Genomic DNA, 12,520 nt, shown 5'->3' on the forward strand with positions numbered 1-12,520 from the left:
CACTCAGGTGCCCGGAGTCGCCTCCGGACAGGTCTTTCAGCCCAGGCGCTCGACGAGCGCGTGGTACTGGTCCCACAGCTCCTTGGGAGTGTGGTCGCCGTAGGTGTTCAGGTGCTCCGGGACCAGGGAGGCCTCGTCGCGCCAGACCTCCTTGTCGACGGTGAGCAGGAAGTCCAGGTCCGCCTCGGGGAGGTCCAGGCCGTCCAGGTCGAGGGAGTCCTTGGTCGGCAGGATGCCGATGGGGGTCTCCACGCCGGCGGCCTTGCCTTCGAGGCGCTCGACGATCCACTTCAGGACGCGGCTGTTCTCGCCGAAGCCGGGCCAGACGAACTTGCCCGCGTCGTTCTTGCGGAACCAGTTCACGTAGTAGATCTTCGGGAGCTTGGACTGGTCCTTGCCCTTGGCCACGTCGACCCAGTGGCCCATGTAGTCGCCCATGTTGTAGCCGCAGAACGGCAGCATGGCGAACGGGTCGCGGCGCAGCTCGCCGACCTTGCCCTCGGCGGCGGCGGTCTTCTCGGAGGCGATGTTCGAGCCGATGAAGACGCCGTGGTTCCAGTCGAAGGACTCGGTGACCAGCGGGACCGCGGAGGCGCGGCGGCCGCCGAAGAGGATCGCGGAGACCGGGACGCCCTTGGGGTCCTCCCACTCGGGGGCGATCGTCGGGCACTGGGAGGCCGGGACGGCGAAGCGGGCGTTGGGGTGGGCCGCCGGGCTCTCGGACTCCGGGGTCCAGGCGTTGCCCTTCCAGTCGATGAGGTGCGCGGGCGCCTCTTCGGTCATGCCCTCCCACCAGACGTCGGAGCCGTCCGGGGTGAGCGCGACGTTGGTGAAGACGGTGTTGGCGTACATCGTCTTCATGGCGTTGGCGTTGGTGTGCTCGCCGGTGCCGGGGGCGACGCCGAAGAAACCGGCCTCGGGGTTGATCGCGTACAGGCGGCCGTCCTCGCCGAAGCGCATCCAGGCGATGTCGTCGCCGATGGTCTCGACCGTCCAGCCGGGGATCGTGGGCTCCAGCATGGCCAGGTTCGTCTTGCCGCAGGCGCTCGGGAACGCGGCGGCGACGTACTTCGCCTCGCCCTGCGGCGGGGTGAGCTTGAGGATCAGCATGTGCTCGGCGAGCCAGCCCTCGTCGCGGGCCATGACGGACGCGATGCGCAGGGCGTAGCACTTCTTGCCGAGCAGGGCGTTGCCGCCGTAGCCCGATCCGAAGGACCAGATCTCGCGGGTCTCCGGGAAGTGCGAGATGTACTTGGTGGTGTTGCAGGGCCACGGCACGTCGGCCTGGCCCTCGGCGAGCGGAGCGCCGAGGGTGTGGACGGCCTTGACGAAGAACCCGTCGGTGCCGAGCTCGTCGAGGACGGGCTTGCCCATGCGGGTCATGGTGCGCATGGCGACGGCGACGTAGGCGGAGTCGGTGATCTCGACGCCGATCGCGGAGAGCTCGGAGCCGAGGGGGCCCATGCAGAAGGGGACGACGTACATCGTCCGGCCCTTCATGGAGCCGCGGAAGATACCTTCCTGCCCGGCGAAGATCTCCCGCATCTCGGCGGGGGCCTTCCAGTGGTTGGTCGGGCCCGCGTCCTCCTCCTTCTCGGAGCAGATGAAGGTCCGGTCCTCGACGCGCGCGACGTCGGACGGGTCGGAGGCGGCGTAGTACGAGTTGGGTCGCTTGCCCTCGTCCAGCTTCTTGAACGTGCCCTTGGCGACGAGCTCCGCGCACAGGCGCTCGTACTCGGCCTCGGAGCCGTCGCACCAGACGACCTGGTCCGGCTCGGTGATCGCTGCGATCTCGTCCACCCAGGAGATCAGCTCCTGGTGGGTCGTCGGGAGGGAAAGGGGAGCCGCGTTCTCGCGCGCCACGATTGCTCCTTGAAGAGGGGTTGTTTGGTGTTTGCCCCGTGGGGGCTGCGACCCGGATGCTTCGCGCTCCGCTCATCCGGTGCCGACCGCACTCATCTGATCATCCGGTGCGTGTGCGCATATGTCCAGGGGGCTTCTCACGTGAGCATCGCCACTCCCGTCAATCTTCCGTAAAGCGCACTAACGGAAACCTACGGACCCGTAGGTAGCATGGCGGCCATGACTTCTGACGCCGCCGCCGCTCCGGCCGCACCGGAGGCCAAGCCGCTGATGCGCGGCTGGCTGCACACCGGGATGTTCCCCGCCGTGGTCGTCGCGGGCCTGGTGCTGATGGCCTTCACCGAGTCGACGCGGGCGCGGGTGGCGTGCGGGGTGTACATCCTCACGGCCTGCCTGCTGTTCGGCGTCAGCGCCGTGTACCACCGCGGCACCTGGGGACCGCGGGGCGAGGCGATCTTGCGGCGTCTGGACCACGCCAACATTTTTCTGATCATCGCAGGGACCTATACCCCGCTGACGGTTCTCCTGCTCCCGCCCTCCACCGGACGGACGCTCCTGTGGGCGGTGTGGATCGCGGCCGCGGCCGGCATAGCGTTCCGGGTCTTCTGGGTCGGCGCCCCCCGCTGGCTGTACACCCCCTGCTACATAGCGATGGGCTGGGCGGCGGTCTTCTTCCTTCCCGACTTCCTGCGCACCGGCGGCATCGCCGTCCTGGTCCTGGTGATCGTCGGCGGACTCCTCTACAGCGCGGGCGGTGTGATCTACGGGATCAAGCGCCCGAACCCCTCCCCCCGCTTCTTCGGGTTCCACGAGGTGTTCCACTCGCTGACCCTGGCCGCCTTCGTGGCGCACTACGTCGGCATCTCGCTAGCCGCCTACCAGCACTGAGCCCGCCCGTGCGAAGCTGACCGGATGGGGTGGACTTTCAAGCTGCACGCGGCGGTTGCCGGCGGGCTGAGCGTGAGCATGCTCACTGTCGCGATGGTGACGGCACTGCCGGGGATCACCGCGGTGCCGGGCGCGCACACGCTGGTCCTCGTGGGGATCGCCTGCCTGTTCCCGCTCTTCCTCGCCGGCCAGGTGCGCCTGGTGCGGGCCCGGGCCACCAAGGCCACCACATGGCTCGCGCTCCTGTGCCTGCCCGCCGCGGTACGGGCCGCGCTGGTGGTCCTGGTCGGCGGCGGGTTCGCACTGTCCTTCCTGTCCATCGCGTGGTCGGCGAACCTCCAGGACCCCGAGATCCGGGACGGCCGCTACTACGCCTTCGACACGCACCGGGGCGTCCGCGAGACCGTCGAGGTGTCCCGCAGCCAGTACGAGAGCGCCCTGACCGCCGACACGGTCGTCATGCTGGCCACCCCGGCGGTCTTCCTCGCCGTCGCCGCCGGCGCGGTCCTCGTCGCGGGGGAGCTGAGGCGGAGCCCCGTCGCGGTCGGCGGCGGGGCTCCTCGGCGCCCGGGCGGCGCCTACGTGCAGGCGTAGCCGTCGCCGTCCGGGTCCAGGCGCAGCGGGTCGCTGCCGTTGACCTTCATGCGCTTCGGGTACTGGTGGGAGGCCAGCCAGTCGCAGCGGGCCTTCGTCGTCTCCTTCACCTCCGCCGGGAACCTCGTCGGCACGCACTGGCTCGGCGTGCCGTAGTGCCGGTCGCAGCCCGCCGCGGTCGGGGCGACCGGCGCCGAGTCCCGCTTCCCGGGGTTCTGCTTCGGGGCCGCCTGCGGCGCGTCCGCGAAGTCGTGGACGTGCGGGGAGGGGGCCTCGTCCGTGGCCGCGAGCGCCGAGGCGCCGCCCAGGTGCACCCAGGTCGCCACCGACGGAACGCCGTTCGCGTCGACGCCGAAGAGCATGTACCAGCCGGGCGGGGCCAGGTTCGGGTTGCTGGTGACGTTGAGGTCGACGGTGGTGGCGTCGACCACCGACAACGGCAGGTCCACGTACCGCTGGTTCGGGTCCGAGGAGTGCGTGACCGCCGCCGGGCGGATCAGCTCCGCCTTGGCGATCGGCCGGTCGACGGTGATCCGCTGCGTGTCCCCGTACACCCACTGCGTGTCGATGACCGACGTGAGCTTCGGGCGCGCGCCCTTGAAGAGGTACGGCGGGGTGTAGATCGACACGTTGTCGTTGTACGTGCCGTTGCCGGGGTTGTCGCCGACCGCCATGACCCGGCCGTCGGGCAGCAGGAACGCGCCCGAGTGGTACGTCCGCGGGATCGGGTCGGCCGGCAGTCCGGCCTTGTAGGTGTTGGTCACCGGGTCGAAGAACGAGGCCTCGAACACCGGATCGGCCCGGTCGTGCAGCCCGCCGCCGGTCTCCAGCACCTTGCCGTCCGGCAGCAGTACGGCCGACACGTACATCTTGCCCTCGGCCCCGGTCTGCGCCCGCTTGACGCCGCCCACGTCGACCAGGCCCTGCGGCAGGTCGGGGCCGGCGGTGTACGCGGGGCTCGGCGCCTTGAGGTCGATGAGCTCGGTGAGGCGGTTGGCCGCCGGGTTCGACTCGTTGTTGCCGCCGCCGACCGTCAGGACCCGCTGGTCCTGGGCGGGCGGCAGCAGCACGCTCGCCGACTCGTCACGCTCGTCCTTCTTGCGCAGCCCGGGCACGTCCGTGATCGTGTTCGCGCCGTAGTCGTAGATCGACGCGCCGCTGCCCTGCGTGCCGTTGCCGAAGGTGTGGCTGCCGGAGTAGAAGAGCCGCCCGTCCTGCATCAGGATCATCGACGGGTACAGGCCCCAGTAGGACCAGGTCTGGTTGACCTGGTTCATCGGCAGCCACTTGTTCTGCGCCGCCGAGAACCTCTCCGCGGTGACGTTGCCGGTCGAGTCCTCCTTCAGGCCGCCGAAGGAGATCACGTCGCCGTTGCCGAGGATCGTCGCCGAGGGGTACCAGTGCCCGCCGTTGAGATCGTTGGTCTTCGTGTACGCCTCGGTCGCCGGGTCGAAGACGTAACTGTCCTTCAGCCCCTGGTAGCCGATCTTGCCGTCGGCCGACGGGTAGCCCTTGTTGCCGCTCATCACGAGCACGCGGCCGTCCGAGAGCTGCACGTGCCCCGAGCAGAACATGTCCACCGGCGTCGGGACCGTCTTGAAGGACCCGTTCGCCGGGTCGTACACGGCCGAGGTGAACGTGCCCGCGTTGAACTGCGCGATGTCGTTGCCCGAGCCCGCGATCAGCAGCACCTTGCCGTTCTTCAGGACCACGGCGTGCATCGAACGCACCGGGTTCTTGGCCGGGATCACCTCCCACTTGCCCTTGGCGCACTCGTCGGGCGTGCCCGTGCAGCCCGGCTGCGGCGGGGCCGCGCCCACCTCCTCCAGTGCGTAGTCGTCGGTGGTGAGCGTGCCCACCCCGTAGACCGAGAGCCCCCACGTGATCTTGTCGGTGCCGGGCGGGACGGCGGGCGTACGGACCTCCGTGCGCGCCCAGCCGGCGCTGACCGGCGGGTTCTGGAGGTCGGTCCAGTACTGCCAGCCCGCGGTGGTGTCGTGGCGGAACACGGTCACGGACACGTCCGGGGTGTTCGACTTGTACCAGGCGGAGAGGTCGTACTGCCTGCCCGGTACGACGCCGGGCGCGCAGGTGGTGTTCTCGGTGACGAGCGCCTTGCGGTCGCCGCTGAGGCGGCGGGTCAGCGAGACCTTCATGGCTTTCGAGCCGCTGTGCGCGTCGGCGACGGTGGCGAAGGTGAAGTCGTTGTCGCCCCAGCCGGACTTCTCCCAGCAGGAGGGCATGTCCTCGCCGGGTGCGCCGACGGTCTCGAATCCGGAGTTGGTGAGCAGATTGGGCGGTCCGGCCGTGGCCTGCTGCGGTGCGGTGAGCAGCAGGCCCGCGGTCATCGCCCCGACGGCGGCCAGGGCGGCGCGCCGCCCGGCCTTCCGCCGGATGTTCGCTGGCATGGACGGTTCCCTTCTGTTCTGTTCTGTTCCGTACGGCGGCTCTGCGGAACTCAGCTCCCGCTGCCGCCGCGATCGGTACGGGTCCTGCGCGGCAGGTACACGAGGGCCTCGGTGGCGGCGAACCGCAGGACGAAGGTGGTGACCAGGGCCAGGGCCGTGGCGGGCAGCACCCCCATGCCGAGGCGGGCGACGAACAGGGCGATCAGCGGGATCCGCAGCAGGAGATCGGCATTGGCCAGCAGGGCGAAGCGGCCGACCCGGTCCCCCCAGTGGCGGTGCCGGCGCCGGTCGCGGAAGAGCAGGGTCTCGATGAGGACGAAGTTCCAGAGCACCCCGGCCTGGTTGGCGGCGATCTCGGCCGGCAGGTAGTGCACCCCTGCGTGCGTGAGCAGCCACAGCGCGAACAGGTTCGGGACGAAGCCGGAGAGCCCGATCAGCCCGAAGCCGACCATCCGGGCCAGCGGGGTCGCGGAGCGCAGGGCGGCGAGGTGGGTGAGGAAGCGCAGCCCTTCGCGCGCCCCGGACTTGGACTCGCCCGCGTAGCGGTCCTGGAAGACGAAGGGCACCTCGGCGACCTTGGCCGGCCGGCAGCGCACCGCCAGTTCCAGCAGGATCTTGTAGCCGAGGGGTTTGAGGGCGTCCGCTGTGACCAAGGGGCGGCGCATGGCGAAGAATCCGCTCATCGGGTCGCTGATCCCGCGCAGGGCGCGGGGGAAGAGCCCCTTGGCCAGCCAGGTCGCGCCGCGCGAGACGGCGACGCGGAAGTTCCCGGCGAGCCCGGCCCGGCTGCCGCCGGGGAGGTAGCGGGAGGCGACGACCAGGTCGGCGCCGGTGCGCTCGCCCTCTCCGACGAGCTCGGGCACCAGGTGGGGCGGGTGCTGGAGGTCGGCGTCCATGACGACGATCCAGTCGGTGTCCGCCCGCTTCAGGCCTTCGACGACGGCGCCGCCCAGGCCCCCGGCCGGCCGCTCGCGGTGCAGGACGGAGACCGGGAAGGGCAGTTCGAGGGCGGCCTTCTCGATGACGGCCGGGGTCTCGTCCGTGGAGTCGTCCACGAACAGCACCGCGCAGGGCAGACGGGCAGGGAGCGAGCCGGCGAGTCGGCTCAGCAACTCGCCGATGTTCCCCGCCTCGTTGAAGGTCGGGATGATGAGGGTGACGCTGCCCGCCGCGAGCTCGCCCTCCTCCTGCCGCCCTCCCGGAACGGAGACTTCCGGATCACTCGGGGCATGCGGGGTCCACAGGTCCTCGCTCATGGCGGATCAGCTCCCGTCGGCTCGGTCGGTCCTGCGGATCTCGATGCGGTCCTCGCCGGAGCCGAAGACGGCCACCGCCGTCGAATGCTCCAGCGCGGCCTTCACGTTGGGCAGGTCCGCCGCGTCCCGGCGGACGGTGGGCGAGGAGACCACGTAGTCGATGTCGCGCCAGCCGCGCGGCAGGGTCTTGGTGACGGCGGGGTCGAGGTCGGCCTTGTAGAACCAGATGGCGCCGAGCCCGGGCTCGAAACCGCGGTGCACGGCGTCCAGCCAGAGCGCGTCGTCGACGAGGACCCTGGCGTGCCCGGGGTCGGGGACCTCCCGGCCGAGCCAGGCGGCGGCCTGCCGGTACGGGGCGTTGGCGTCGGCCGTGAGCGCGGTGCGGTTGCCCTCGTACCAGCGCGGCAGGACGTACACCGCGGCGGCCAGGGCGAGTACGCCGATCAGCGCGCGGCGCGCGTACCTGCGCACCCGGTGCTCCCCCGGCGCCCGGCGGCGTCGCAGCACGGCGTGCGTGACGCTGGCCGCGCCCCCGGCGAGGACCAGCGCGAGGAACGGCAGCGCCTGGATCACGTACATCGCGGGCAGGTAGCCGGAGGGCCTCATCGCGACGGCCGCGAGGATCACGGCGGCGAGCGCCGGTCCGGCGAGCGCGCGGGCGGTGACCGACCACTTGGGGGTGGCGAGCAGCAGGAGCGCCCCGGCCAGCCCGCCGAGCGGCAGGACGGTGTCGTAGTACAGCCAGGACCGGAGCACGCCGTTCGAACCGGAGCCGGGGGTCAGGAGGAAGCCCGAGCCCGGGCGGCTCATCTGGTACGTGATGCCGTCGATCAGCGAGACGTGCCCGGCGCCGGGCAGCAGTTCGCTGTTGAGCAGCGCGTACAGGGGGTACGAGAGCCCGATGAGCGCGCAGGCGGTGATGGCCCCGGTGACGGCGAACTTGCGGGTGTCGCGGTGGCTGTGGCGCCACATGGTCACCAGCAGCGCCGGCAGCACCACCAGCATCGTCTCCTTGGTCAGGACGGCGGTGGCGGCCGCGAGCCCCGATCCGAAGTGGTGCCACAGGTGGCGGCTGGGGGACGCGGCCAGGCAGAAGGCCAGCAGCATCCACATCACGGCGAGGTTGTCGAGGAAGATCTCCCGCTGGAGCACGACGGAGAGCGGGGAGAGCCCGAAGAGGGCCATCGCGAGGCCGGCCGCCCAGCGCGGCAGCCAGAGCCTGCGGGCGAGGACGTAGATCAGCACCGCGCTCGCGGCCGAGACGGCGAGCATCGAGAAGCGCATCGGCGCGACGGTCATCCAGTCGGGCACGAGGAGCGAGGGCAGGTACGTCAGCCCCGCGATCTGTATCCAGCCGAGCGGCGGATGGTCGTACCAGTACGTGTAGTGCGCGAGGCCGTCGCCCTGCTGGACGGCCCACGCCTGGGCGAGGTAGGTGCCCTCGTCGTCGCTCAGGGTCGGGAAGTTCGTGATGTTCCAGCCCTGGACGAGGACGATCGCGAGCAGGACGGCCCCGCAGAGCAGCAGGTCGGGACGGGAGGAGCGGAAGCGGACGAGGGGGTGGGCCGGGGCGGGCGGCCGGACCCCGAGCCCGCCGGGACGCGTCCGCTGCTGCGGGATCAGAGGTGCGGTGGCGGTGGCGGTGGCGGTGGCCGTTGCGGTGGCCGTTGCGGTGCCGGGCTGGGGATCGGTGGCCGTGGGCAGGGTAGCGGTCACTGGCGGCCGTCCTCTCGGATCGCGGTGGACGCGCCGGCGGTGGCGACCGCGGCGGTGGCGCTGATCGGAGCGAGGTGGGCGCCGGTGTGGCTGGTCAGCTCCCATTCGTTGCGGCCGCGCTGCTCGCGCCAGACCGCCCGGATCGCGGCGCCCGCCAGCATCACCTGGTAGAACGGGCCTCCGACGACGAGCTTGAGGTAGTGCACGAAGCGGACGCGCAGGCCGTACTGGCGGCCGAAGTCGTGGAGGCCGACGATCTCGAAGACGAACGTCACCATCGCCGTGATCATGGGGAGGAAGGTGATGATCGCGATGCCGACGGGCACGTCGAGCAGGACCGCGACGGCGAAGTTGAGCGGGATGATCACCCCGGACGCCGCCTGCATGAACGGGGTCATCAGCGTGTAGCGGGCGAGCCAGCGCTGGCCGCGGCCGGGCAGCCGCTGCCAGTCCTTCTTCCGGTAGACCTGGAGGAAGCCCTGGTTCCAGCGGGTGCGCTGCTTGAGCAGGCTCAGCAGCGAGCCCGGCGTCTCCTCGCGGGTGACCATGTCGCTGTCGTACGCGACGACCACCTTCTTGCCGACCGAGGAGAGCCGTACGCCCAGGTCGCAGTCCTCGGCGAGGCAGTTCTGGTCCCAGCCGCCGGCCTCGCGGAGCACCTCGGTCCGTACGAAGACGGTGTTGCCGCCGAGCGGGATGAACCCCTTCTCGGCGTGCAGGTGCAGCCGGGAGCGGAACCAGAAGAAGTACTCCAGGCAGTTGCGCAGGCTGTACCAGGAGGAGTGGAAGTCGATGAGCTGGACCCCGCCCTGGACCACGTCTGCCGCGGTGGAGCGGAAGGCGTGGTCGACGTGGGCGAGCAGTTCGGGGTGGACCTGGTCCTCGGCGTCGAAGACCCCGACGATGTCGCCCCGGCAGTGCGGAAGGGCGGTGTTGAGGGCCTTCGGCTTGTTCTTGGCCTCGTGGTGGTCGACGACGACCCGTACGCGCTCCGGCGCCCGCGCGACCGCGGCCTCGGCGACGGCGGCGGTCTCCGGGTCGTCGTGTCCGACGATGACGATGATCTCGTAGTCGCCGTGGCTCGATTCGAGCAGTCGCTCGATCGTGTGGCGCAGGACCGCCTGTTCGTGCCGGGCCGGGAGCAGCAGCGAGAAGGCCAGCCGGCCCTCGCCGTCCGGGCGGTCGAACCGGGTCGAGGCGAGCGTCTCCGGCGTGCGCCACGCGTGCATCTGCCACCACAGCGTGAAGGCGGCCATCCAGAACAGCGCAAACGAAATGATGGATATGACGACAGAGGTGTACAAAACGTCCCCCACAGACATGCCGCGACACCCTGCGGCAATCGGCAAACCCCCCAGGGGATCAGGGCGGGCCCCCCGGCCCGCCCACCCCTGCTTCCCCCAGCCCCCCGCTCCCCCGCTCCCCCTGCTTCCCCCTCGGACGCACCCCCCGGTGCGCCCGCCCAGCGGCTCCCCAGTGCGTCCGCAGACACGAGAGTAGGCAGCGAAAATGACACTCAGGAGCCGCGGGGATAAAAAGCGGGTTTCCGAACTCTCGGACCAGCAACCGGAATTGACGCCACTCCGGTGGATTCAGGGATGTACCGCACCCAACTGGTCCGCCAGCTCGACCGGATCCGTCGTAGGCCGCGCGCAGACGAAATGTCGACACACATACGCCGTCGGAAGGTCGTGCACGAGTGTGCGCTCGGCCAGGAGGGGGAACTCGCCCCCGCTGCCGTCGGCCGCCCGCGGCAGCCCGACCGCCACCACCGCCCCGGGAGCCGTCCCCAGCAACGCCGTCCGGTGCAGCGCGGTCAGCGCCGGATCCTCCGGGTGGCCCACCACGGCCACCTCGCGCGGACCGTCGAGCAGCGCCTCCGCGACCGCGAGCCCGTGCCCGATGAAGCGCGGGACGCGCGGACCCAGCGCGTGCACGACCCCGAGGGCCCGCTCGGCCGCCGTACGGTGCGCCTCGGAGCCGGTGTGCGCGGCGTACGAGAGGAGCGCGCCGGCCGCGGCAGTCCAGCCGGAGGGGGCCGCGGTGTCGGTCGGGTCCTGGGGGCGGCGGATGAGCCGCTCGGCGTCGTGCGCGGTGTCGTAGAGGGAGCCGTCCTCGGCGGTGAACCGGTCCAGGACGAGGTCGACGAGGAAGCCCGCGAACTCCAGCCACACCCCCTCGCCGGTCACGGCCGCCAGCGCGAGGAAGCCGTCGGCGACGTCGCCGTAGTCCTCCAGGACTCCGGCGTTGGCGCCTACGCGGCCGTCCTTGCTGGTCCGGGCCAGCCGGGCGCGACCGTCCATGTGCACGCGGACCAGGAGGTCCGCGGCCTCGGTGGCCCGCTCGACGAGGTCCGGCCGGTCGAAGAACGCCCCGCACTCGGCCAGCGCCGCGATCGCCAGGCCGTTCCAGGCGGCGACCACCTTGTCGTCGCGGCCGGGCGCGGGCCGCTCGGCGCGCGCCGCGAGCAGCCTCCGGCGGATGCCGTCGATCACTTCGGCGTCCACGACGGGCCCGTCCTGCGGCAGCCGGAGTACGGACTTGCCGTGCTCGAAGGTTCCCTCGTCCGTCACCCCGAAGCAGGCGGCGGCGAGCGCCGCGTCGTCCGCGCCGAGCACCTCGGCCAGCTGGGCCGGGGTCCAGGCGTAGTACGCGCCCTCGACGTGGGCACCGGTCTGCGGGTCCTCGCTGTCGGCGTCGAGCGCGGAGGCGAAGCCGCCCTCGGTGGTGCGCAGCTCGCGCACCATGAAGTCGGCGGTCTCCAGGGCGACGCGCCGCGCGAGGCCGCTGCCCGTGGCCCGCCACAGGTGCGCGTAGACCCGGCACAGCAGCGCGTTGTCGTAGAGCATCTTCTCGAAATGCGGAACAACCCATTCCCGGTCGACGGAGTACCGGGCGAACCCGCCGCCCAGCTGGTCGTAGATCCCGCCGCGGGCCATCGCCTCACAGGTGTCGGCGGCCATCTGCAGGGCCCCCTCGCCCCCGGTGCGCGCGTGGTGGCGCAGCAGGAACTCCAGCACCATGGACGGCGGGAACTTGGGCGCCCCGCCGAAGCCGCCGTGGACGGCGTCGTAATCGCGGGTCAGCCCGAGCAGCGCCTGGGCCAGCTCCTCGGGGCCGGGCGTCCCGGCCTTGCCGTAGTCCAACTGCCGCCCGGCGAGGTCCCGTACGATCCGCTGCGCGACCTCGGCCACCTCCTCGGGCCGCCCGACCCAGGCGGTCCGCACGCCTTCGAGGATCTCCATGAAGGAGGGCATCCCGTGCCGGGGCTCGGGCGGGAAGTAGGTGCCGAAGTAGAAGGGTTCCGCGTCCGGGGTCAGGAACACGGTCATGGGCCAGCCGCCCTGCCCGGTGGCGGCCTGGACGGCCTCCATGTAGACGGCGTCGACGTCGGGCCGCTCCTCGCGGTCCACCTTGATGTTGACGAAGTGCTCGTTCATGTAGGCGGCGGCCAGCTCGTCCTCGAAGGACTCGTGCGCCATGACATGGCACCAGTGGCAGCTGCTGTACCCGACGCTGAGCAGCACGGGCACCCCCCGCTCCCGGGCCTCCGCGAAGGCCTCCGGCGACCAGGGCCACCAGTCGACGGGATTGTCCGCGTGCTGCAGCAGGTACGGCGAGGTCTCGTGAGCGAGGCGGTTCGGCATGGCCCCATCCTCGCGTACCGGGCGGGACGCCGCCGGGATCGGGGGACGGCGTGCCCGCGGCACGTCGCGCGGGCGCCGGGCCCGCGCCCGCGATCACGCCGCGTAGGCCGGAGGCTCCGTCCGCGGGGCGGAAGGCACATATATGCGC

8 protein-coding genes are annotated in these 12,520 nt (G+C 71.3%); 2 read left to right on the forward strand and 6 right to left on the reverse strand.

Annotated features, from left to right (window positions below; all coding sequences use genetic code 11):
* Window positions 1-36 precede the first annotated feature (36 nt).
* A complete protein-coding gene (locus ACFYXV_RS03740; protein WP_385465343.1) occupies window positions 37-1,863 on the reverse strand; it encodes a phosphoenolpyruvate carboxykinase (GTP) in 1,827 nt (608 codons plus the stop codon).
* A 210-nt stretch (window positions 1,864-2,073) separates the two neighbouring features.
* Here ACFYXV_RS03740 and ACFYXV_RS03745 point away from each other — a divergent pair, with 210 nt between their 5' ends.
* Together ACFYXV_RS03745 and ACFYXV_RS03750 are read left to right on the forward strand one after the other, a co-directional pair.
* A complete protein-coding gene (locus tag ACFYXV_RS03745) occupies window positions 2,074-2,751 on the forward strand; it encodes a hemolysin III family protein (protein ID WP_351770162.1) in 678 nt (225 codons plus the stop codon).
* Between the two features lie 24 nt (window positions 2,752-2,775).
* Complete coding sequence (locus tag ACFYXV_RS03750; RefSeq protein WP_389381939.1) at window positions 2,776-3,345, forward strand: hypothetical protein; 570 nt, start codon at window positions 2,776-2,778, stop codon at window positions 3,343-3,345.
* Here ACFYXV_RS03750 and ACFYXV_RS03755 read toward each other — a convergent pair.
* The 5 genes from ACFYXV_RS03755 to ACFYXV_RS03775 form a co-directional block, all read right to left on the reverse strand.
* Window positions 3,330-5,753, reverse strand: a complete 2,424-nt coding sequence (locus tag ACFYXV_RS03755; RefSeq protein ID WP_389381940.1) for a galactose oxidase-like domain-containing protein — start codon at window positions 5,751-5,753, stop codon at window positions 3,330-3,332. The genes ACFYXV_RS03750 and ACFYXV_RS03755 overlap by 16 nt on opposite strands.
* 50 nt (window positions 5,754-5,803) lie before the next feature.
* Window positions 5,804-7,009, reverse strand: a complete 1,206-nt coding sequence (locus ACFYXV_RS03760) for a glycosyltransferase (protein ID WP_389381941.1) — start codon at window positions 7,007-7,009, stop codon at window positions 5,804-5,806.
* Window positions 7,010-7,015: 6 nt separating this feature from the next.
* The gene (locus ACFYXV_RS03765) at window positions 7,016-8,725 is read right to left on the reverse strand and encodes an ArnT family glycosyltransferase (RefSeq protein ID WP_389381942.1); all 1,710 of its coding nucleotides are present in this window, start codon (window positions 8,723-8,725) and stop codon (window positions 7,016-7,018) included.
* The gene (locus ACFYXV_RS03770) at window positions 8,722-10,047 is read right to left on the reverse strand and encodes a glycosyltransferase (protein WP_389381943.1); all 1,326 of its coding nucleotides are present in this window, start codon (window positions 10,045-10,047) and stop codon (window positions 8,722-8,724) included. Before ACFYXV_RS03770 ends, ACFYXV_RS03765 begins: the two co-directional genes overlap by 4 nt.
* A 270-nt stretch (window positions 10,048-10,317) precedes the next feature.
* Window positions 10,318-12,372, reverse strand: a complete 2,055-nt coding sequence (locus ACFYXV_RS03775) for a thioredoxin domain-containing protein (protein WP_389381945.1) — start codon at window positions 12,370-12,372, stop codon at window positions 10,318-10,320.
* Window positions 12,373-12,520: the final 148 nt, after the last annotated feature.

Source organism: Streptomyces sp. NPDC002181 (assembly GCF_042890485.1).
Taxonomy (GTDB): Bacteria; Actinomycetota; Actinomycetes; order Streptomycetales; family Streptomycetaceae; genus Streptomyces.